Here is a 23,719-nt window from a genome sequence, read left to right as displayed (position 1 = left end):
GTATGACGCAGCAGACCCTCAAACTCCTATTGACGTCACGTCAGACCCTTCAGCCACGTTCACTGTGGATGGCACTTACATTACGGCGTTCGACCCAGCGACGGGCGTTGCCACGGCAGGCAACACGATTTCGGATTCAACCGGCACTGGATGGATTGAGGCTACCTACGGCGGGCATACCGTTCGGGTCGCCGCGCATGTGTGGGGTTCCGTCCCACCTACGAACTGCCAGACAAACGGTAACAATTATGTCGTTCTATCCAACGGGACAGCAGTGGCGTGTCCTTTAACAGCGGTACAGGCCGATGCATTGGGCGTACCGTACAATCTGTCGCACATGGATAACAAAGGCACTACGTGGCCACTCATTGCGAGCCCGGACGAAATTAACGATTATTGCGCTAAGTTACCCTTAGGTGGCTTCGATTGGTCGTTACGAGAGGCGGATCAGTATGACGTCCAGCAGTTTGTCGACGATGCAAATAATGCCGTGATCGACACAACCGGTTGGCCGCAGGGGTTCATCGGAAGCCAGGCGGGGAATTGCGGACCGAATGGTACCGACAATTGCGCGACAGCTTTGTTGGTCACACCCACAGAGGTAAGGACTTCGCCCGATCCGATGTATCACATTACTTATCTTTGGTGGACCCGCCCCGGGTACGGTATGAGTGTAGACGCGCCGTTAGGATACGACCAGACTAACGGCAGATGGCAATACGCCGCGCCTATGTGCGTCGCCGATTTACCCTAATGAAAATCACACTATGTTTTCATTAGTCGGCTTGATGCAGTAAGATGTGCATGGGGTCTAGCCCCTCATCAACGCTGAACATATCGATGCACACATTTATCAAGGCCTTCTCGTCAGGAAGGCCTTTTTCGTGCTTGCTTATAAAGCTGCCTCAGTGTGTATGCGAAGTGGGATAGCACGGGGCCTACGTACCCCGCTACGGAATAAAACCGACCCAGCCAATCAAAACCTCGGCATGTGCGACCGATAAAGGTTTTATCAGGGTGGATGATAAAATCGTATTCATTAAATTGCTACTGAAGTTCACGCACGGCGTCTTTCGACTCAGTACCTGCCAGATTATATCTGGCCTAGATTCTTTTCAGCCCAGATTGATTTTCCCATCCTCTAATGTTTCTATAATCGCTCTACCACAGCACATTTTTCCTTGATTAGTACGATAATTGTTGTAGCAGTTCGTCCAGATTTTTTGTAACTCATCCATTGAACCATACAATTTCTTTCTGAATGTCACTTGGTGAAACTCATTTGTGATTGTGCTCACTTAACTCAGTTTCCAAAACTGCTGGTGCCGATCAGGGATAGCTCGTAAGCTGGCAGTAAGCACCCTAGTACAATAAAAGTACGGAAGATCTTTTCTTAGGGTTCATCTCAATAAGTGGGAACTTAAAATAAAATGGTAGTAAGTGATTAATGCCGTTTGGATAAGCATTAACGCTTATATCTAAATGGATATTTTTTGGAATAAAAAGGACTGAACGTGGATACGTTATGTCCTTTCTTTTATCCGGTAAAATAAAGTGGTTGATTGCCTTCCCCTCATTTATTTGAGTTTGCTTGGTATCTATCAAGTATTACCACTGTAAAGTTCACTTTGCTGCTAAATACCACCCTATCTAAAAATTATTAATTATTAATTACATTTTATTTCCACTGTATTTTAAGTAGTCTGACTTCGTTTTTTAACCATAGAACCTTCACTCGACACAAATAAAGATGGGGATTATTAATGAATTTGAAGAGAACCGCAGTAGCTGCTGCTTGCTTGCTTGCCACCACAGGTGTGGCCGCACACGGGTATGTATCACTATCCAATGACGGAATTATTGGTCGAGCTGCCCTATGCGGTGCAAGTCAATCGGAAGGGTTACCTATGAATATGAATTGTGACGGCGTCGAGTGGGAACCGCAAAGTGTTGAGGGACATGATGGTTTCCCTGATGCTGGTCCAGCAGATGGGCAGATTGCAAATGCAGGAATGGACCGTTTTTTTAATATGAATGAGCAGACTGCTGAACGCTGGGAAAAACGAACAATTCACTCAGGTATACAAGAGTTTGAATGGACTTTTACGGCTCCTCATCCGGTCGCAACATGGAAGTACTACATTACTAAACAAGAATGGGATGTAAACAGCAAGCTCACTCGAGACTCCTTCGAACTGACCCCTTTCTGTGTTGTAGAAGGTCACAATGAAGTGCCATCAAAGGATGTGCCCACAATTCATCAGTGCAATGTACCTGAGCGTGAAGGTTATCAAGTGATCTTGGCTGTGTGGGACGTATCTGATACAGCCATGTCATTTTACAATGTTATTGATGTTGAGTTTGAAGATAATGGACCACAACTTCCAAATTGGGGAGCTGCAGGCCAAATTATTCCTACGAGGGATCTGAAGACTGGCGATGCCGTCTATACGCGAGTGTTCGAAAGTTCTGGTGAAAACCCTGCTTTGAGTACACGGTTTGAGATAACTAGTGAGCAACAAGGGAAAGCGAAAAGCTGGTCTCATGCATTAGCTGAAAAAATCAATCAAGAGCATGAAACAATTAAAGCTGGGGTGGTATCTGAGGGCAAATTTGACCCAGTATTTGGCACTAACCCTATATACGTAAACACAGATACGGGCTTGCAGAGTGTTGAAATCGGTTATGACTTGGAGTTACCTGAGCCTGATGTATCTGTTTCTATTGCAGGCATCGAAACTGAATATGTTATCGAAGAAGATACGCCAGTTATCATTGAACCTGTTCTCACTGCAGAAGGTGACGTTCAAGTTGAGCTAACAGTATACAATTATAACGGTGACTCATTGGCTCACTGGGAAAACCAAATCAGTGATGGTTCTGTTCACGAGCCTCAGTTGACGCTGTCTGCATCAGAGTCTGGCGATCATATGTTAGTGGTTAAAACTAGAAATAGTGAAGGGAAGCTAGCGAGTCAAGAGACAATAAACTTTAACTTGGTTGAGTCTGTGGGTGATATCGAATACGACTATATATATCCGGATGGCTTCGGCAGCTACTTGGAAGGAGATGTGGTTAAGTTCGATGGTGAAGGCATTTATGAGTGCTTTGGTGCTTGGGCTGCACACTGTAACGACTCTGAATTTTTACCGGGTATCGCAGCAGACCCTTCTTGGGTTGACCAGCAGTGGCGAAAGCTCGATTAGTCGATTCTTACAACCAAACTAACATAAGCGGTTTAACTAGCCGCTTTTTCCAGAGTTTTAGGAATTCAATCCTATGAAAATGTTCCACTACCTAACTCTATTTACAATGTTTTTACCAGCTATAGTACAAGCATCTCCTTTCATTAATGGTGAACATGTCGATGAGATCAAAGTTGTTTCCTATTTCGCTGAGTGGTGTAAACCTTGTCGTAAAGAAGTGCACATTTTGAATAAAGTTAGTCAACAAGAGGTGAATGTCGCGGGTGTTAACTTTGAGCAAGATGATGACTCGCACACGCAAAAGGTTATCAGTGAACTGGGTATTGAGTATCCAGTATACAAGCAAGGTAAACACAATACACCGCTACCTCCTGTGCTACCAACCACTTACATATTGTCTCAGGGACAGGTCGTTCAAACCCTTTATGGTAAGCAGAGTTATACCGACATCATGCAAGCAATCAAATTTAACGATAAGGGATTCTAGACAATGAAGAAACTATTACTCAGTTTTATCTGTGCAATGCCTAGTATCAGCTTTGCAACGGAGGTCAGTTTAATTCCGACACCTGCCGAAGAAGGAGCGAGTATGTCTCGTCTCTATTCTAATGGCAAACAGAGTGTGCTGTCATGGGTTGAGTTTGATGATTCGGTTGCGACCCTAAAATACTCTTTACTTGATGAGGATAAATGGAGCTCTCCTAAAACAGTTTCTAGTGGCAGCAATTGGTTCAATAATTGGGCGGATTTTCCAAGTGTTCTTGTTGAGGGAGACAAAGTTCGTGCTCATTGGCTGGAAAAAACCAACTCTGGCAAGTACGATTACCGAGTTCGTATAACCTACTCTGAAGATGGTGGGAAGAGCTGGGGGCAACCTTTTACCCCTCACAGTGACGGAGTACACGCCGAACATGGGTTCGTTTCCATGCAGCCAAACGGCCAAGAAACCTTCATTACGTGGCTAGACGGTCGTAATACCAAATCATTATCTGAACACGATGGAGACCATCATAACCTTCATAGCCATCATGAGCATGGAGGAGCAATGACATTGAGAGCCGCTATGTTTCAAAATGGAAATATCACCCAAGAATGGCTGCTAGATGAGCGGGTATGTGACTGCTGTACAACGGCTGCAGCTACTACTAATGAGGGAGTGCTCGTAGCCTATCGGGATCGAAGTGCAGATGAAATCCGAGATATCCGCATTCAACGCTTAGTCGAAGGGAAATGGTTATCCGCAGAAAGGGTTCCTAAAGACAATTGGGAAATAGCCGGATGTCCCGTTAATGGGCCATCAATCGCAGCTGTAGGTAATAGGGTCGCACTGATTTGGTTTACTGCACCTAACGAGCAGCCTCAAGTCAAATTGGCGATATCTCTAGATAATGGCAAAACGTTTGGAAATGGAGTCACAGTATCTGAGAAAACGATAGGTCGCGTGGATACAGTCATACACAATGATCACATTATTGTCAGTTACCTAGCAGTAAATGCAGATCAAGCTGAGCTTAAAGTAGACCGATACAATTTTGACGGTGCTCGTATCGATTCCAATACTTTGGATGTACTCAGTCTGGATAGAAATACGGGGTTTCCAACTCTTGGTGTTTACAATGGTAGAGTGCTCGTGTCGTGGAATAAAGACACTGTCTACACCGCGCATCTGGATTATTCTCATTGATTTAAAAGTGCAACACTAAATTATGAATATGCTGATTATCGTATTATGCGTGCTTGCGATGTGTTTCTTTTCCTCTTTGGATGTGTTTGCTAAAGATGATAAGGCGGTAGTACATGCGCATATTTTACACACCTATAATTTTAACAAACAAGATTTCTCCTGTGATGACCTCGAAGTATCTGGTTATATGGTTGGTCATAGCCATGGCTTACCTACGAACCCAGTGGTCACTGATTTCAGCGAGGAGCAATGCCTGATTAAAGGTTTAATGTTCAATATGCCAGGATCATGGAAAATCAAGATAAGTCGAGACAATGAAACGGTTCGTATTCTGTCTTTTGATGTTCTTTAGCTCGGCTTTTGGCATTGGCCTTTTTTTGAACTACTCGTATGAAATAACTTCAGATTCTCTTACATTTTCTGAGAGAGAATTGCTAAAGAGTACGATGCTCGATGTTAAGAATCGCGATCACAATAAGAGGAAAGGAAAGCTTCCATTGCAAGTCAAGCTCGGTGAGCAGTTATTTCAAGATCAGGGTTTGAGCAGAAACAAAAATATAAGTTGTGCATCCTGTCATGTACCTCAACACAATTTTCAGGATGTAAATAACCTTTCTGAACACGTTAACGGTTCACCAATCCGAGCATTGAGTCTTCGAGGAGTTTTTGAGCAAGACTGGTATTTTTGGGATGGGCGAGCTGATTCACTGTGGGCTCAAGCTCTGGATGCATTGGTCAATGACCATGATTTATCGGCACAAGAGGTTGTGAAGTATGTTTGTGATACTTATGAATTACAATACCCCTCGGTTCTAAATCACTGTGGGAGAATTAAGTACTCAGAGCAACAAGCGGTTGAAGTTGGCAAAACAATTGGAGCTTATGTTTCGACCATAACTCATTATTGGACTCGTTTTGATGAGTATGTCTATAGGCGCTTTATTGCAACTGAGGAGAGTAATGATGTGCTCACGGCTGATGAGCTTGCGGGAATGAACTTGTTTTTTGATTCTGAAAAAACTGGGTGTATTGATTGCCATAGCGGATCACGATTTACTAATGGAGGCTTTTTCGCCATTGGCACTGGGAGAGATGAACAACATGATCGCATTGCTGGTGTAAAGAAGTATCAGGGTTCCATCTACCAGTGTCAAAACTCGCAGGAACTAGAGCATTGTGATCACGCTCTATACGCGAGGTTTAAAGGCTCAGATTTAAAAGGAGCATTTAAAGTTCCTTCACTGCGAAATTTAGCAGATAGCCCATCTTTTATGCACGATGGCCGATTCAAAAGCTTGGAAGAAGTTATCGATTTTTATATTAACCCTTACGAATACCCTTTAGAGCATACAGATGTGGCGCCGCTGAGGCTGTTCCCACATCAAAGAGAACAATTAATTTTATTTTTAAAGGCCCTAAATGATGAATATACTCCCCCATCAAATTCCAAGTAAATATAAATGGTTTATCCTATTATTTTATTTATTACCGCCATCGACGTCATTCGCTCATGTCCAATGGTTTGTCTCTCCAGAAGAGATGAAACAGGTTTCATTTGCTTGGGACTGGGTATATTACAGTATTACTTTACTGGTCTGCAGCTGTGCTTTACTTGGTGTTCTTATCACTCGTTACAGTAATAGGTTAGGTGGTGCGGCCAATCGACTTATTGCAAAGCCAGCCAATTGTAATCGAACTATGTATTCAGGAGTATTTTCTAGTCTGACAGTGCTATTTTTCTTACTATTAGTTGTTAAAGGTGGTTTTATAGCACCTAACATCAATCTTCCGAGTGAATGGATAACCACAGGAGTGATTTTACAAGGTTTAATAGTGTTGTCTGCATGCATCAGTATTTCATTTTCAGGATTGATTATTCTTCTGACTACAGGGTTTATGGCTCTGCATATTCCAACAGCAATTACTATCAACTACTTACTTGAATTTATCGCTGTAGGTATGTTTATGTTGTTGACTGGTCAATATGTCTCCAAAAATGATCAGAAAGTAGTGGAATTACTAAATCTAGACAGTGAGCGAATGTGGGCGCTGGCGGTTGTAATTCTGCGAATTGGGGTCGGATTTCAGCTGGCCATTTTGGCGTATACAGAAAAGCTAGCCTATCCGGGGTTAGCACTTGTCTTTATCGAGATGTTCCCATTTTATAATTTCTTCCCAAGCATTGGACTGAGCGTGGTTTCAGATCTCCACTTCGTGTACTTTATCGGGTTATGTGAGTTACTGCTAGGACTACTACTGGCGTTTGGTTTTGCTAATCGTCTAGTTATGGTAATGCTGGCTTTTGCCTTCGTTACGACTTCTCTTATCCATGGAGCTCATGAGATTGAAGGACATTTACCTATCTTCGCCGCTGCATTTGTATTGCTGCTTGAGTTATACAATCGACCGAAAGCGTTAAGATGTAGGCTAGCTATAGGTCTCCATAGCAAGTGATCTACTCGATACCACATCAAGTGTGTGTTCCATTGAGATGGTTTCAATTTTATTAGTTGAAGGAAGGCTTGTAATTCCTCTTGAAACCTCTCCTCCCTGCTTACTTTGGTAGTATTGAGATATTTCTTCAGTTAGAGGAATATCTTGATATCCCTATCGGTGTTAACCCCTTTGAGGACCTACGATTCCTTATCTGGGCGAACTTTAGGAGATGTCGAAGTACAGATTCCCAAAGCTCGTGAACGCTGAGATAATGGGGTCAAATTTTATGGCAACTTGATACCACTGTATCTCAAGTGTATCTCAAGCGAACAAAGAGTGTTGCAACACTGCTCCCTTATACTATATCTACAGGCGATATGCTGCCGCTTTTGAGTAAGGATGCGAAAGGCCTATCATGTCGTCTTAAAGAGAGTGCTGGTATGCTGAATACAAACAGTGGTGTAAGCGTGCTCTCAGCTGGCGTCGCTATGTTTACCCCTTTCTTTATGCAACACGTTGACCGCTTTCAACAAATGTTAATTTAGTTCCCAATATTCACTTCTCTTCTTCTAAAAAAGTGCCAGAGAACAACTCTGGCACTTCAAAGCTAAAACGTTAAACTTTAAGGATCTGAGACGCAGGATACGTAGACCGGATAGCTCGGATTGCCAGTGTAGATCTTACCAAGACTGAGGTCTACGATGTAATAGTTAGAACCATCAGGTGTCACCGTCCAATAGCGGTTGTAGGTCGGCCAACCACGCGCGTGAAACATATTACCGTTCGTGCCGTACAGCTCTGCTTTTAATTCGTCTTTTTCTGATAAGCGCCAGTTAGTACGGCCCGCTAAATTTTTCGTGTTATATTCCGCACATAAGTCATTAGCACTGTCCCAATTAAATAGATAAAAATCTCCAACCGGCCCGAAGGCACCATTTTCAGTATAAATATCATCAGCTATGTGACCCGCTCCAATACTGTCTAAATAGGCCACTGACGGATTACTGGTGAACAGTTTCCCACCCCCGTTATCAAGCACATCCAAGCACGCATCGGCTAGGTCATCCGGTGCTATGCACGTAGGGAAATGAGCCGCCAGCGTTACTTCAATATCGACCGTATCCGTTTGAACGACTCCACCTTCCTCGTAACTAACAGTAATCGTCGTCGTTCCGGTAGTAGTGCCCGCAGTCGGTACATTATCAGTAAAGGTCACATAGCTATTCGGGTCATCAAACTCAGTCGTAGGTGATGTAGATACATCTAACGTACTCATGTCTGAGTAAGTGGCAGTGACAACCAATGCCTGACCGTCTGTGCTTTCCTCAATTTGTTGATTATCAGGCGTTACCTCGATGCTGGTCAGCGTGACATTTGAGTTAACGGTGACTTGCGCTTGAGTGCTGTAATGCCCATTAATCTCTGCTGTAGCAGTATCACTCCCCGCCGTTACTCCTTGAACAATACTCTGTCCTAGGTATTGAGCATACCCATTGGTGAAGGCAATACCATCCACATAACGAGACGCATCAAGCACAGTCGTGTCCGATAAAGACACCGTTGCATCAATAGAAGTATACGCCCCCTCATTCACCGTGATGTCTTGCAGTGTAAAAGTACTCCAATCAATGGTCGCCTGACTCACCGTCAGTTTCGCCGGTGTCACCGGCACTGATGTGCTCGGTAAGGTGGCTGTGATGCTTGTCTCACCCGGGGCAATTGTCGTTGCCACCCCTGTACTGATGTCGATGGTCGCCACATTGGTTTGGCTACTGCTCCACTCCACCGCCGTCGTCACATCCATCGTGCTGTTATCTAGCATGTGAGCCGTCGCCGTGAAAGCTTCGTCCATACCTTTCGCCGTGGTCACTGCTGCTGGTGTAATCACAATGTGACTGATACCCAGAGTGTTACTCACTGACACCGTTGACGCTGGTGAGGTGTGCGTTCCAATCGTCGCTGTAATGTTCGCATCTGTTGTGGTTGTCGCCAGCGCCGTCGCAAGACCTGTATTATCAATGTCAACGTTGGAAGGCTGGTCGCTCACCCATGTCACGATACGCGTACCATCAATTAAATCCCCCGTCGTTAACGTCAACTCTGCCGTAAAGGCCTGAGACTCATGTAAGTCCAAAGCGGCGCTTGCAGGGGTGATGGTCACGCCAGTGATTTGAGCGTTGATAACATGCACGGTCATTGGTGCACTTTCGATACCGCTTACCGAGTCTTTTGCTGTGATGTGCGCCGTGCCTGGTGCGACCACAGAGATAAGTCCATCAGCAACCGTGGCCACCGCTGGGTTATCTGAGGACCAGTCGTAATTGGCAAAGTCTAACGTATCGTCTGAGCTGCCATCACTGTAATAGCCCGTTAGGTCCGTCACCAGTGTATCAGGCGTGCCCATCGGTAGAACCAGAGACAGAGGGTCAATGACTAACCCTTCCAAAGCTGGGTTGACCACCGTCAGGCTCGCAGTGCTTTCCACACCATTTAAGCTTGCCTTGATGGTCGCAGAGCCTGGACTGAGCGCCTCAAATATTGCACCATTGCCGGCGGCTGTGTTGTCCGCCACAGACGGAGTGTCCGATGACCACATTGCTAGGCTAGTGATGTCGTGCGTAGATTGGTCGTCTAAGGTTGCTATCGCCTGGAACAGTGCTTGGTTACCCTTTGCCACATCTTGCTGTGAAGGCAGTTGTGTTACAGCAATCGACTGAATGCTGGTTAGGGAGCCTTCAACTTGAACTTTAGCTTTACTCAGGATGGGGGTACCTCCTCCTACCGACGTGCTGCCCGCCACGGTATCAGTACCTGAAGCCACTGCTTCAGCCGTCTTACCACTGAACGATACAACACTGCCACCACTGCTTGAGGTAAATAGCGTTTGGTTCGTGACATCTTGAGTCGTCCCGTCTGAATAGTGGCCTTGAGTCGTATAGTCGTGCGTTGCACCGACAGGAAAGCTGTAAAGAGCCGGTGCAATGGTGACGTAATCGAGAGTCGCCCCCGTCACTTCGACTACAGTGGTATCACTCTGCCCACCTAAAGTCGCAGTAATGTCAGTCGTGCCAACCGCCAGTGTCGTCAGTTCACCCGCTGTCGTGCCATGAGAATCAATCTCAGCCGTAGCAGGAGTACTCGATTCCCACGTTACCATGCTGGTTACATCATAGGTATTACCATCCGACAACACCGCATTGGCCGCAAACTTCTCACTCAAACCCAAGGGAATGGACACCGGATTGGCGGATGGACTAGTAATGGTCACCGACTGAACATCAAAAGTGTCGGTTGTGACTGTGACACTGGCGGTCCCCTCTAAACCCGTGCCGGAATGTAAGCCACGAATCACGGTATTACCCACACTCAGAGCCGTCACGATGCCAGTCGCATCGTCGACCATCGCAACACTTCCATCATCGGTTGTCCAAGTGATTTCATCGTGTGGAATAGACGCGGTGGAGTTATCTGACATCACCGCAATAGCTTGTGCACTTTCCGTTAAACCCGCGGGCAGTGTCATAACACTTGGAGAGATACGAATCGCATTAATACTGGCCGATTGAACATTGACGGTCGTCGCCGGACTAACTAAAGCATTGAACGTGGCCGTGATGTCCGCACTGGTGCCTTCAGACAACCCCTGAACCACACCAGCGTCCCCAATTACCACGTTATTCTCATTCGAACTGGCCCAATCAACACTTAATGTTGCATCCATCGAATGGGCAGAGCCACCGCTATCCGTATAATGCAAAAGCGCACGGAAAGGCAGTCGACTCCCTTTCACTATGTCGACCGATGCATTTGGATAAATCTCAAGGCTTGTGACTAACACATTCGCGTGTGATGTTACGTCAGCCGTATCTGTCATTGGCATAGGGAGTGCTGGAGAGAAATATTTCGCTTCAACTTGGGAGTTAGCCGAGTTAATCGCTTTAAGGACACCATTTTCATTGATACTAAAAGCTTGAGTATCTTGGACCTGCCAAGTCACGTGGTCCGTCACCTCTACCCGAGCCGGCACCCCGTCAATGTTATAATGCAATGACGCCATGTATGGGTATTCCATCCCCACAGGAATATCCAAATTTGAAGGCGTGACTTCCAGTCCAATAATGGTTCCATCAGAGATGTGTACCTCCACCGAGTCACTGAAATCCTGATACGTTGCAGTGACGGTTACCACCCCCGAAGCCAGAGCCTCAAGAGTCCCTTGGGCATTGACCGTCGCTAAGTTAGGATTGTCGACTTGCCAATCCACTTGGTCTGAGAGGTTCATGCTGGCTCCTTCGGTATCAAAATACGCGGTCGCCGTGAGTGATTGTTTCACCCCAGGGATCACATGACCATAACGAGCTGTGACATCCAGTTCAGTCATGGTGGTGATGTCAGGGTTTCCACCTTGGTCGGAGAGAGTGGGGTTACTCTCTCCGCCACAGGCAGCGATGAGTAAAGCGAGGGCTATAGATAGCCAACGTTTGAGCATGAGAAGTTCTCCTTCTATGATGGGGGAAGTTACGTACTTAATGCGTGACTTCACCTGAATACTTAAATATGCCTAAGACGGGGGGACGTTACATGGAACAACTTAGCAAATAGAATGAAGAAAAACCTAAACCCCCAATCTACGTAATATGAATGAACCTAAAAGATAATGAGTTAACTTGAAGTGTTATTGATGTTTTTTTAGGCGGCGACCTTAGGGGGATGTATCATATTAATTACGTATAAATATAAAATATTGCAGTAATTAGTGTTAGAACAAGCAGGCTGGTTTGTGGTTGACGCTTGCTAACTATTAATGCTAAAGGCATTGAGTCATATTATTTTGGTATGCTTCCAAACCTCGTTGGTGGAAAAGTAGAGAGGTGCTCTATAGGAGGTCCAGTTAGTTGATAAAACTCCCTAATTCCAAAAGTTTTTGCATCACTGCAGACTAGAATACACTTCTGGCTTTGTAAACACGCATGCAAAAACTATTATAAGTTGAGTAATTATTTATCATCTAAGACTACGCCAATGAAACAGATCTTCCTTTGACATTGGTTTAGCCAGCCAAAAGCCTTGCTGAAGGTTTACAGCTTTTTCCGATAGGTAAGTTGATTGTTTCTGGGTTTCTATACCTTCTGCGATCACCTGTAGCTGAAGATTAAATGCGAAGTTAATGATTTCATCAAGTACGCTCTTTAGCGCTTTGCTAGAATCAATGCTCGCAATGAACATCTGATCTATTTTTAGTACATCAAAAGGCAGTTCCTGCAGGTAACTAAAACCACCATATCCGGTACCTGCGTCATCCAGTTTAAACTCTACACCTTGCTTTTTTAAGCGGCACATATGGGCTCTTGCAAGACGGAGATCTTCTATCGGTGAGCGTTCTGTTATTTCAAAGCTTAACCAACCAGCCTTAGGGTTATAACAGTCAAGTAATACTTCAATATCTAGAATGAAATCAGTATTAACAAGTAATTTTGGGGGAAGGTTTATACTAATAGACTCTAGATCTAGGTCTTTATGATCAGCAAACGCTTGATGGATTAAACTAAGAGTCACATCATAGATCAAAAGAGAAGATTCAAGAAAGGGGATAAACTCAATGGGTGGAATGAGCTCTCCTTTCTTCTTCCATCGAATCAATAGCTCCCAATTAACAACACGTTGTGACGAAATATCAATAACGGGTTGGTAAAAAGGAATAAACTGATGATGTTTAAGAGCGTATTTCATTTGGGCATGACGACTCTGAAGGGTTAACCCCCATATTGCTTTTGTTGTAATAAACAGTCCCCATAACGCCAATACGACAATACCGTATAACCGCAGTGTCCAATTTTCTAATTGCTCCTTAAAAGCAGGATCTATGTGTACAGACAAGTAAAGCCCAGTACTAGGCAACTTTGTCTCAAAATGTTGATCCCCACTCACAGGCTCTCCAAATTGATAGACCACAGATCTTCCTTTCTCTAATGAAAACGATAAATTAAAGCAAACATTGCATATTTCATTGAAGGCAGCATAAAGAAGCCTAAAATCCGGTTCTACAAACAACCAATGATCGTCTACTTGTTTTAGCCACGCTAGTGAACGATGTTCGTCACTCTCCAACATCGCAAAATAGATTTGATCTGCTAAATATACTTTATGTTTAATTACGACTACTTCATCAGAGTTATTGTGTGATGAACAAGTACCGTTAGAGCCAAACCATCCCGCCTGACTTATATAAGTGGATTGTAACATATAGTCATAGAATTGCTGTTGTTTCGCCAAAGTACAATTTTTTCGTTCATCAGTTTGGAGAATATTAAATACAGTTATGATAGACTGCAAACGGTGTTTATCTTCTGATTGAAGCCGAGTAATAAGGTCTTGCGTTAAACTGACTTTAATAAATGAGCTTAACATCGGATACAGCAGCATTGCTATTAACACAATCATAATTGTTGAAGGTATAATGTCTTTTAAAAATGTACGCATACCGTAAGCCCCTTAAGAGACTTGAGAAAATTCATTATATTAGATATCAATAGTATAACATACATTGAACTTTAACCTCTGAGAAGTTCTAACCTGCGGCTATCTCAGACTTCACAAAAAAGGCTTAACCCATGCTGTACATTGGCCATTTACTGTGGTCGTGTTTAACAGCACGACAACCAACTCTATCTAGCCATCAATGATATTGACCAAACGAAAACTAAAGCGATATTGCCACAGGCAAATGGTATCTGCGAGCGCTTCAACAATTATCGTACTCATCAAGGAAAAGCGTGCTGTGGCAGAAAGATTATAGAAACATTAGAGGATGGGAAATCAATCTGGGTTGAAAAGAATCTAGCCCAGATATAACCTGACAGGAACCGAGCCGAAAAGTGGGTAACTGTCAGATCAGGTCTAAATTAGTACAGCTTAGATACCCAAGAGCACAGTGCCTTATCGTCCGATGACCCGTCCTGATATGGGTTGACACTTTTAGTTAAAACGCTTGACGAACTTCATTGGGCGTTTTGTAGTTTAGACTGGTGTGTGGCCTCTGAGTTTTAATGACTCGCAAGCGTTTTCTTAGCTTCTGTAACGGCCAACTATATTTGGAGACAGCTTTAGGCAGTTTTAAGTAATTCCATCTCATATTGTACTGGGGAGATGTTACCCAGTTTGTAAGGTCGTCGCTTTTGATTATAAAACGGTTCGATGTAGTCAATTATGTCAGCAATCGCTTGTTGTCGAGTTTCGTACCCACGGTAGTTTACTCGCTCCGATTTCAAGCTTCTAAAAAATCGTTCGGTCACAGCATTGTCCAAGCAATTGCCCACCCGACTCATGCTTACCTCAATACCAAATTCTTTTAGTGAGCCTTGGTAAGATTCACTGGTATATTGACCCCCTTGATCTGAATGAAATACCACGCTGTCACAACCTTTCCGCTTCTGTACTACCAAGCGCAGTGCGCGAGTCGTTAGCTCACTATTAGGCTTATCGGAAAACGCCCAGCTAATAATACGGCGTGAACATAAATCCATAATAACTGCGAGATAGAGCCAAGCTTGTTGTGTCTGAATATAGGTAATGTCACCAGCCCAATATTAGTTAAGTCTATCAGGGTTAAACTGGCGATTAAGCTTATTCGGGGCGATAATTGATGCCTTTCCACCCGTTGGATAGTTATGCTGCTTTGGTCGCTTCGTAACTAAACCAAGTTGTTTCATCACACCTCTCAATTGAACACTCTCAGTATCAATAACTTTGGGCTTTAACCGATAGTAAAATGAGCTAGCAGCAAGAGCTAAGCATCGGCAAATCTGTTGTATCGGGTAGTCTAACTTCTTTAGATTTACCGCAATTACTTGTTTTTGTTCAATTCCATTGCGAAGAAGGCCGAAGTTTTTTTAACAGCTCATTATCACTTTTAAGCTGCTTGAACTGTTTTTCTAACTCTTGAATTCGCAGTTGTTCAGCAGTCAGTGCGTTACCCAACGTTGAATTGAAGACAAACTGACGCAGCCTCCTCCTTATGTTTGTAACCATGAATGTTCACGAATTCAGCACACTCACGTTTAAATTCGGGAGTAATGTTTCTTGGCATATATAACCTCATTTAATCGAATGAAATCATACCTCTAAAAAGGTCTCCAATTTAAGTCTACCGTTACAGGGCTTAGGTATAGGTAGAAGACGCGCCTTTTTAAACCATAACGATGCCACTGCACTATCAACTGAAAATGCGTCACAAAATAATCAATAAGGCTAAATAACCTAGATAGAGTAAAAAAAGTGGTAGAGTTATTACGTTATATGTCAACCCATATGACTGACTTACGTTGTTATATATTTCCCGCTACGTTAAGTAGCTTGGGCTTCATCTTTCGCTCTACTGAGTTGCCTACCCCCTGACCGATCTGTTTTCTGTCAGGCGGGAGGGCTTTTTTTGCTGAAGCCTTATTTACTGTCCATGTACCGTCCTAAATAAGGTTGACACATGTTCCAACATGAAATTGGAGAGTGTCATGAAATCAATGAGTAAACGAACCCAACGAGATTATTCTCTTGCTTTTAAATTGACGGTTGTCGACCAAGTAGAAAAAGGTGAAATGACCTACAAACAAGCCCAAGAGCGATATGGGATCCAAGGTCGGTCTACTGTCTTAGTTTGGCTTCGCAAGCACGGTCAGCTAAATTGGTCTAAAGGAATAGAGAAACCAAACACAGTAGGTCATGGTATGCCTGATTCTCCCTCTTCTTCAAACGCCTGAACAACGGATAAAAGAACTCGAGCAACAACTTGAGGAAACTCAACTCAAAGCCGAGTTATTAAGGAAAAAACGGTCGAAAGGCTCACAGTAACTAAAGCTTGTCACTTCATTGGCATTACTCGGCAGGCGTTTTACAAACGCTGTGCACTAGAGCTTCAGCAACCCCAAAAAAGAGCAGTCTGTCATTGACTTCGTCAACGAGCAAAGGATACGGCATCCTCGCTTGGGAACTCGAAAGCTCAAGTATTTACTCGGTCAAAATAACATTGTATAGGACGAGACCGTTTGTTTTTATTGCTAAAACAGCATCGCCTATTGGTCTTCAACCGTAGGGCTTATCATCGAACAACAAACAGCCATCATCGGTTTCACTGCCATCCAAACCGAATCAAAAAGGGCATGGTTCCAAATAAACCGGAGCAGCTGTGGGTCGCTGATATTACTTACTTGGCAACGCGAGTGGGCAATACCTATCTCAGCTTAATCACTGACGCCTACTCGAGGAAGATAGTTGGTTATCATCTCAATGATAACATGAAGACGCAAGCCGTTAAGAGCGCGTTCCTGAAGGCTTTGAAAAATCGACGATATGAGGGTGAGCTTATCCATCACTCAGATCGAGGTATTCAATACTGCTCTGAGGAATATCAGTCATTACACAGAAAATATCATGTGACATGCTCAATGACTGATGGATACGACTGCTATCAAAATGCTCTAGCGGAAAGAGTCAATGGCATTTTAAAGATGGAGTACTTGCTGACTAAGCCGAACGACTTGAATGAAGCTAAGAAAATGGTTGCCGAGTCGGTGAAGCTCTATAATGAACAGAGGCCACACACCGCTCTAAACTACAAAACGCCCGATGAAGTTCATCGAGCGTTTTAACTAAAAGTATCAACCCATATCAGAACGGGTCACCACTTTGAAAAAACTCAATACCTGCTTTAAGGCCTCTGTTTGTTTCGATATGATATTGTTAGCCGCTTGAGTTTGCTCAGCACTGTCTAGGTTGTGTTTGACTGTATCGTTTATCCCGCTAATCCGCTCTGTAATATCTTGTGTGACCGCTCGCTGCTCTTCTGAAGCCGTTGATACCTGAGCATTCATCCCTGAAATATGGGTGACTTGCTCACGAATGTCCCGAAAGGCTTGTGATACAGCGTTCATCATTTGTTGGGAACGCTGAACTAACGTGGTATTGGAGGCCATATATTCATCTGCTTTTTGAGATTGAGATTGCAAACGAGAAATGATGTTTTGAATATCCACCGTCGATGCTTGGGTGCGCTGAGCTAAAGAGCGGACTTCATCAGCCACTACGGCAAAACCTCGCCCGTGCTCCCCTGCGCGAGCGGCTTCAATAGCCGCATTCAACGCCAGCAAATTGGTTTGCTCTGAGATAGAATTAATCACTTCTACGACTGAGTTAATTTCTTCCGAGTGAGTACGTAGCTCATTCACGATAATGGCGGATTCGGCAATCGCATGGCTAACATCATTATTGATTTGCTCGGCTTCACTGAGTACTTGGGCACCTTTGTCCACCACCGACATCGTCGTCTGTGCCATCTCATCAGCTTGAAGGGCACTTTCTGACACACCGGAGGCTGTGGAAGATAACTCTGTCGCTGCCGTTGCCACTTGTTCAACATCGCGAAAACCCTGATGTGCATTTTCTGTCGCGTCTTTGATCAATCGTTCAATCGTGGCTTGCTGATCAAGTAATCCCGTCATCTGTTCCCCAGAATCATGAACAATGACGGCAATACTTTGCTGCAGTGTGCTTAGAGAGTATCGAACCTCATCCAGTTCATTATGACTTCTTGTTACATCAAACGCTTCGAATTCCCCTCGAGACATACGCTCTAAGATGGACACGAACACCGGCAAGGTTCTCAATTCGCGTTTCACAACGATAAATACGGTCAGTATCAATAAGCCACCAACAACAACAAATAAGGTCATTAACCCGACAATGAGACTTTGATTCATTTCTTCCGCCGGGCTCTGGTTAGTCCAAGCAAATAAATCATAACTGTCAGTTAAGGCTTGTTTTGATACGGTATAAGGGGTGCCTGTATCAGGCAAACGGTAAAAATAGGGGGTTGAGGTCAACTCACGGAAGGTAGGACGAAGAGTGTAAATGTTCTTGTTTATCCAACCCAGCTCTCGTGTCGCCTTATCGGCCATCACAATCTCCCCGTCTTTCATGGCTATCGCAAACTCAACACCAAAATCAGGCATCATTTCTGACAAAGTGACATCAACCCCAAACACACCTATCAACTCGCCTTGACGACGAATGGGAGCAGAGACTGAAATAACACGTTGACCAGTATTACTGATATAAGGTGCAGAGACAAAGCTATCGTGCCCTTGCTCAGCAATCGCTAAAAACCACTCTCGTTGCTTTTCTCTGACATTGAACCCTTGAACCCATCCCTTAGAAAGAGCACTGAAAGGGCGCCCTTGGTTCGTCGCAAAATACACATCAATAAAGGCCGGGTTCGCTGATAATACTCGGTCAAGGACTCGGAGTAATCTGGCTTCATCATTGTGTTTATTGAGACTAGAGTAAGGAAGAAGAAAGGCAAATTGCTTCACCATGGATTGAGTGTCAACGAGATTGGATTCAAAGGTTCGTGAGACGACGCTCACCACCTCATCATTGTTGGTCTGGATGTTACGCCATTTCCAGTTATCTAGGTAGTGGTTAGCAGCCCAAATGGCCAAGAGCGACACCCCTAACACGACCAGCAGAAAAGAGAGTGATATTTTCTTTAACATTCTTTACCTCATTTTTTATTATTAACCATAGAAGTCGTAAGCCAGAATGCCAACATTCATACACACGAAGTCTAATAATAGCTTCCTTGCTTCGTTCGATATAAACACCTTGGATAAATGACAATGTGCGTGACCCTATAGCCCAAATATAAGCCCATCTGAAATGGTCTTCGATAGTGACATTAAGTCACGGTTAGAAATGTATCTCCCGGCTTAGCAGGGGCTCTATACAAAGGTATCCACCGGCATAGCCGGTGGTTTTTCATATGCACATATAAGGCTCTCATACTGGTAGCGCCCTAGCAGGCGCACAGTGATCTGACATGTGCATATGACTATTTTTCTGCGGCCGGTAAACGAGCTAACTGAATACGGGGTCGACCACTGCTCTCCCATTTTATCCTGCTCTAGTTAGTGCTTTATGTAACTTTGTATCTTGCTGGTATTTTTTCCTACCGTCTCTACATAATATCCTCGACACCAAAACTCTCGCTTCCTAAACTTGAACTTCAAATCTCCAAATCGCTCATAGAGCATCAAGCTACTTTTTCCTTTCAGCTTGATTGGATGTTGTATAATCAGTAGACAACACCATTTGATCTTCAATAGGCACTTTTCTTCCATACCTATCACTCCATGTTTTACCGGTTTCATTCTCGCTGAACGCTCGAAAGTAATAAGTCTGGTTTGAGTCAAGTCCGGAAATGGTGATGGTATTCAGGCCTTCAGAGAGTTCTTCACTATTCATTTGAGCATAATGCGACCAAGCCTCATATTCATAAGGGCTAACGTCGTTTTTACCAGTAATAGATTCCGTGTACGTGAGACTATTTTGAGGTCCATAAAATAATCTAACCAACGTATTATCAGTAACTTGACTAATATCAAACTCGATCTCGATTTTGGTCTCATCAGACACAATATTCGTCGTTTTCAATTTAATATCTAGTGGTATTGAAGCAAAAGTTTCGTCTGTTTTGTCGATGATATGTTCAGGAACATCCTTAGGTTCGGTCAGTGTTAACACATTATTAGTCGTGGAAAAATGAGCTAATCCAGTTTGAGAAAGTGTAAATGCATCACCTTCAGGGGTAATGGACCAAGCTTTCGTCAAAGGAGCTTCCTCACTACCCATTGAGCCAGTTGGTTGCATTCTATCGATAATATGCCATTGGCCATCACTACCGTAGACCCAACCTTTAAATGAAACTGTTCTAGGGATATGACCACTTCTTTCCACATCCGCAGCTCCCGTGACTTTAACAAAAGCGGACGAAACATTGCTGTTAATAGTAGGATTGAGGGTATCACGCGCTCGCCCAAACAGATGCCATTGATGCGAATCATGTTTAAAAAAGTATGAACTGAATGTGTCGTAATACTTTGGTGAACCAGATATAGCGCCTTCTACGCCTTGTTGCAAACGATAGCCTAATAATTGGATAGGGTTGGTTTCGCTAGCATAAGGATCCCAATCCCGTATTTTTACTCCAGTGCCTTCATGGCCGTACCACGAGAACCGAGCATCCATTGAGCCTGCTGTTAAAATATGTGGCATATCAATAAAAGGGAGAGGTGTTTCGCTCGAACCAAAGGCCCAAAGACTGAAGTTATAACCTGATGGGACTCGTGTTTCTTTGTCGCGTGTTGAGCCAATATAACCAAAAGGGGTGGATATGGGTGAGTAAGAGTTACCTCCAGTTGTTAATTGCTCGGTTTCAAAGACCCAGAGCAAGCCTTTTTCATTAGATGGTAAGGTTGAGCTTTCAAAACTAGCATGAACGGCTATTGGCCTCCACCTTGCTCTTATCAAGTGACTGTTTTCAATACTACTTCCAGAGAGCATAACTCTTTTTAAGGTGCCAACTTCACCAGCGGAGACATTAATAGCATTGAACGAGAGTTTGTAGTATCCTTCCGTCAATATACCATCATAAGTTATCCTCCACTGTGCATCACTTTCTTCATCATTATTCGTGTGAGTCACGCACGATGTTGAAACTGTATGACCACTCTGTTGCTCAGTAAGAGTTACTTCTATTTCAGAGTTGGAGCTGTCAGTAATTAACGCAACATCGGCCTGAAAAGAGCCAGAGTTGACTACTAAAAATGGCCACATTAAGTTCCCTGTTGTGGAAGCCCAACCGGTTAATGATTGGTAATTTTTATTTTGCGTAAATTCGGCATCTGGAAGTGACGCCCCATCGCCTTGATCATCCGTGGATCGGAACCCTTCTTGTTGATCAAAAAAACGTTATTTGGATTTAGTTTTAAATAATTATTAGGGGTTTGCTGTGTATTAAAATAGGCCCCAGCATGAATGCCATCGACGTTGACAACATTTAGAGGTGAATAGTATTGCGCATCATTGTTAACGGCCTCAGAGCCCACAGTTAACTTACAGATTAAAGCAGCTTGGGAGTGAGAGGCTACCAAGAACGATACATAGAGAGAGTGTTTTCTTTTATTCATTTACTTATTTCCATAATTAATATAAAAAATCCATCGAAATATCAAGCAATTGGACTTACTCCTATCAGAAATAGAATGTAAAATCACGCGCATAATCAAACTCGATCCAAAACCGAGTTACGTGCCATATTTTTAAAGACTCTGCTTACTTTGTTGCTTAAAACTATTGAACTAAAGCACGAAGTTACGACCTGATTGGCTACACCCATTAAACATCGTAGACTCATAACTAAACCTCGTTATCAAGAGACTAACTGGAACCAGTACAATAAGACCCCAATAAATTATTCATCTTTGACTTTTTGGATTGATGAAGAAGCGATAGCCGAGCAGAAGCAAAACAAATAAGTCAAACATGGTAGACCTCGCTGATTCAGCGGTTTATCCCTTACTATCGCACGGGTGGTCAAACGCATTTTCTCTATGCCATCAATTATTACCCTGCTCATAAGCATCTATCTAATAGTCATTTAGTATAACTAAAAAGTGTCTATCAAGTCGGTAGCTATTCAGACGGTACTGCGCGCAGCAACCTCTTTGGAAAGAGGTAAGAACAAGTCACTCACATCCGCTAGAGGATCATCGAGCGCAATAAACACCCCGCAATCTTGGGGCGGGAAAGTCAGCTCGATAATCTAAGTCCCAGCACCCAGCCTTGTCTACCACATCTTTGAAGTTATCAATACCGCTTTCAATAGATGTTAATGGCATACAGGTCGTGTCAAACACATCTGTTGGTGTGCCAACATCAGCCACAGACTTACCAAGTGGGGAAGAAAGACCAGCATGAGGGTGACCCAGTGTTGACTGAAGCTGTTGTAAGCATATCGAACGATTAGTCGCATGAAATCGCATGTGCTCACACAGCCACCATGTCCAGCGTTAATGAGCAAACGTCATATAGACGTGTATTTTTCGTCGGGCAGACCAAGCAGTTTTTCGCTTCACCTTTGCTGCTACGTTCATTCACAGGTTTATACGCTTCATCGCCTGACTAATCAATTTTAATAAACGCGTACTCATGCACCTGATTCTCATGAAAGGTCTTATCCGTCTCGTCATACACATACAACCAACTATTACGTAATTGCCTTAAGGTATACTGACGCTGCATTGAGGAAAATCGACCTTGCCATTGCGTATCGGTCGTGGAGTGGTTGACCTTGTTCATTCATATCATCCAAGGCGTAATGGACGAGGATAACTCCCCACGTCATTACGTCGAAAAGGAAATCGTAGTAGCCCCTGAGGACAGCCTCGACCCAAGCGTCATTGGTTACCTCAAGACTTACCAATAGTGATGAATCTTTGCATTGCATCGGGGAAGGCATCTCTGAGAAGCTCATTTTCATTCCTGCAAATTTTATGTCGTACATGCCATCAGTTACGCGGCGCTGTGCATGAACTTTAGCAGCGATTGAATACGGTTTTATTCCGTAGCGGGGTACGTAGGCCCCGTGCTATCCCACTTCGCATACACACTAAGCAAGCACGAAAAAGGCCTTCTTGACGAGAAGGCCTTGATAAATGTGTGCATCGATATGTTCAGCGTTGATGAAGGGCTAGACCCCATGCACATCTTACTGCATCAAGCCGACTAATGAAAACATAGTGTGATTTTCATCAAGGTAAATCGGCGACACACATGGGTGGACTAGAGATCGTAGCCCCATTGTTATACACGCCCCTGAAACCATCAGGCGTAGCATGGTACACCCCGTGCGCGTGGACAGCGGTGTAAAAATACGCGCCCTGCTTACTTGAGATGCGGTCTATCTCAGCGGAAAATAAGTGATTGTAATGACAAATGTCGCCTGCTGCATTGTCGCACACCCTCCAACGGTTGTCCGCATCGTCGTGCGGCCATCCTGTCGTATCCACGAATCCTGCGTTCGCATCCACCACGAATTGCTCGACATCGCTACGCACCGAAACACGCGCCCCCCAATCCAAACCTCCGAAAGTCAAAGCGCTGCAATAATCAACTAACCCCGTCAAGGTGCTAACCGCTGCCCTAGAAACCCCTGATGGATCATTCGCACTCGCCTCGTACGGTACGCCCATCTGGTCGGCTTGGATAACAGTCAATGGACACGCCACTGCAGTCCCGTTGGAAAGGACGACGTAATTGTTACCGTTTGTCTGGCAGTTATTTGGCGGAGCAGAGCCCCACACATGCGCGGCGACCCGAACGGTATGCCCGCCGTAGGTGGCCTCAATCCATCCCGTGCCGGTTGAATCCGAAATCGTGTTGCCTGCCGTGGCAACGCCCGTCGCTGGGTCGAACGCCGTAATGTAAGTGCCATCCACAGTGAACGTGGCTGAAGGGTCTGACGTGACGTCAATAGGAGTTTGAGGGTCTGCTGCGTCATACGCGC

The 23,719-nt window shown here is 44.2% G+C and carries 15 protein-coding genes and 7 pseudogenes; 11 read left to right on the top strand and 11 right to left on the bottom strand.

Annotation, left to right across the window (positions count from 1 at the left end; translation table 11 throughout):
* The coding region (locus L1D15_RS21790; protein WP_239877029.1) for a hypothetical protein at positions 1-754 on the top strand (754 nt) is incomplete at its 5' end.
* Between the two features lie 339 nt (positions 755-1,093).
* Here L1D15_RS21790 and L1D15_RS21785 read toward each other — a convergent pair.
* Positions 1,094-1,292, bottom strand: a pseudogene (locus L1D15_RS21785) (IS481 family transposase); the annotation flags it as partial.
* A gap of 471 nt (positions 1,293-1,763) precedes the next feature.
* Between L1D15_RS21785 and gbpA the strand changes: the two are divergent.
* The 7 genes and pseudogenes from gbpA to L1D15_RS21750 form a co-directional block, all read left to right on the top strand.
* Positions 1,764-3,206: an N-acetylglucosamine-binding protein GbpA gene (gbpA, locus tag L1D15_RS21780; RefSeq protein WP_239877028.1), complete on the top strand. Its 1,443-nt coding sequence runs from the start codon at positions 1,764-1,766 to the stop codon at positions 3,204-3,206.
* A 73-nt stretch (positions 3,207-3,279) separates the two neighbouring features.
* Positions 3,280-3,693, top strand: a complete 414-nt coding sequence (locus tag L1D15_RS21775; RefSeq protein ID WP_239877027.1) for a TlpA disulfide reductase family protein — start codon at positions 3,280-3,282, stop codon at positions 3,691-3,693.
* Positions 3,694-3,696: 3 nt separating this feature from the next.
* Positions 3,697-4,890, top strand: coding sequence for a hypothetical protein (locus L1D15_RS21770; protein WP_239877026.1), 1,194 nt, complete (start codon positions 3,697-3,699; stop codon positions 4,888-4,890).
* Between the two features lie 22 nt (positions 4,891-4,912).
* Positions 4,913-5,242, top strand: coding sequence for a hypothetical protein (locus L1D15_RS21765; RefSeq protein WP_239877025.1), 330 nt, complete (start codon positions 4,913-4,915; stop codon positions 5,240-5,242).
* 94 nt (positions 5,243-5,336) lie between these two features.
* Complete coding sequence (locus L1D15_RS21760) at positions 5,337-6,344, top strand: cytochrome c peroxidase (protein ID WP_239877024.1); 1,008 nt, start codon at positions 5,337-5,339, stop codon at positions 6,342-6,344.
* The gene (locus L1D15_RS21755; RefSeq protein ID WP_239877023.1) at positions 6,310-7,344 is read left to right on the top strand and encodes a hypothetical protein; all 1,035 of its coding nucleotides are present in this window, start codon (positions 6,310-6,312) and stop codon (positions 7,342-7,344) included. Before L1D15_RS21760 ends, L1D15_RS21755 begins: the two co-directional genes overlap by 35 nt.
* A gap of 204 nt (positions 7,345-7,548) precedes the next feature.
* Positions 7,549-7,822 (top strand): annotated as a pseudogene (locus L1D15_RS21750) (IS256 family transposase); the annotation flags it as partial.
* A gap of 126 nt (positions 7,823-7,948) precedes the next feature.
* Here the strand turns inward: L1D15_RS21750 and L1D15_RS21745 are convergent.
* Both L1D15_RS21745 and L1D15_RS21740 read right to left on the bottom strand, forming a co-directional pair.
* Complete coding sequence (locus tag L1D15_RS21745) at positions 7,949-11,815, bottom strand: Ig-like domain-containing protein (protein WP_239877022.1); 3,867 nt, start codon at positions 11,813-11,815, stop codon at positions 7,949-7,951.
* 515 nt (positions 11,816-12,330) lie between these two features.
* Positions 12,331-13,806, bottom strand: coding sequence for an EAL domain-containing protein (locus tag L1D15_RS21740; RefSeq protein ID WP_239877021.1), 1,476 nt, complete (start codon positions 13,804-13,806; stop codon positions 12,331-12,333).
* A 150-nt stretch (positions 13,807-13,956) separates the two neighbouring features.
* On the opposite strand from L1D15_RS21740, the pseudogene L1D15_RS21735 reads away from it, so the two are divergent.
* A pseudogene (locus L1D15_RS21735) lies at positions 13,957-14,178 on the top strand (IS481 family transposase); the annotation flags it as partial.
* Between the two features lie 251 nt (positions 14,179-14,429).
* Here the strand turns inward: L1D15_RS21735 and L1D15_RS21730 are convergent.
* Positions 14,430-14,900, bottom strand: a pseudogene (locus L1D15_RS21730) (IS3 family transposase); the annotation flags it as partial.
* Positions 14,901-15,833: 933 nt separating this feature from the next.
* Between L1D15_RS21730 and L1D15_RS21725 the strand changes: the two are divergent.
* Positions 15,834-16,964, top strand: a pseudogene (locus L1D15_RS21725) (hypothetical protein); the annotation flags it as partial.
* Between the two features lie 12 nt (positions 16,965-16,976).
* Here the strand turns inward: L1D15_RS21725 and L1D15_RS21720 are convergent.
* From L1D15_RS21720 to L1D15_RS21705, 4 genes and pseudogenes are all read right to left on the bottom strand, one after another.
* On the bottom strand, positions 16,977-18,869 hold the full coding sequence (locus L1D15_RS21720; protein ID WP_239877019.1) for a methyl-accepting chemotaxis protein: 1,893 nt from the start codon (positions 18,867-18,869) through the stop codon (positions 16,977-16,979).
* Positions 18,870-19,211: 342 nt separating this feature from the next.
* Positions 19,212-19,427 (bottom strand): annotated as a pseudogene (locus tag L1D15_RS21715) (transposase); the annotation flags it as partial.
* Complete coding sequence (locus tag L1D15_RS21710) at positions 19,411-20,988, bottom strand: hypothetical protein (protein ID WP_239877018.1); 1,578 nt, start codon at positions 20,986-20,988, stop codon at positions 19,411-19,413. The gene L1D15_RS21710 and the pseudogene L1D15_RS21715, both read right to left, overlap by 17 nt.
* Positions 20,989-21,017: 29 nt before the next feature.
* The gene (locus L1D15_RS21705; protein ID WP_239877017.1) at positions 21,018-21,341 is read right to left on the bottom strand and encodes a hypothetical protein; all 324 of its coding nucleotides are present in this window, start codon (positions 21,339-21,341) and stop codon (positions 21,018-21,020) included.
* 225 nt (positions 21,342-21,566) lie between these two features.
* On the opposite strand from L1D15_RS21705, the pseudogene L1D15_RS22135 reads away from it, so the two are divergent.
* Positions 21,567-21,710 (top strand): annotated as a pseudogene (locus tag L1D15_RS22135) (IS5/IS1182 family transposase); the annotation flags it as partial.
* A gap of 210 nt (positions 21,711-21,920) precedes the next feature.
* Here the strand turns inward: L1D15_RS22135 and L1D15_RS21695 are convergent.
* The 3 genes from L1D15_RS21695 to L1D15_RS21685 all read right to left on the bottom strand — a co-directional run.
* Entirely contained in the window at positions 21,921-22,196 is a 276-nt protein-coding gene (locus L1D15_RS21695) for a hypothetical protein (protein WP_239877016.1), read from the bottom strand.
* A 224-nt stretch (positions 22,197-22,420) separates the two neighbouring features.
* On the bottom strand, positions 22,421-22,687 hold the full coding sequence (locus L1D15_RS21690; protein WP_239877015.1) for a hypothetical protein: 267 nt from the start codon (positions 22,685-22,687) through the stop codon (positions 22,421-22,423).
* A gap of 277 nt (positions 22,688-22,964) precedes the next feature.
* Positions 22,965-23,719, bottom strand: a 755-nt coding sequence (locus L1D15_RS21685; protein ID WP_239877014.1) for a hypothetical protein, incomplete at its 5' end; no start/stop codon positions are given.

Source organism: Vibrio sp. Isolate25, assembly GCF_022398025.1.
GTDB classification, from domain to species: domain Bacteria; phylum Pseudomonadota; class Gammaproteobacteria; order Enterobacterales; family Vibrionaceae; genus Vibrio; species Vibrio coralliilyticus_A.
This window is presented reverse-complemented; position numbering and strand designations above follow the sequence as displayed.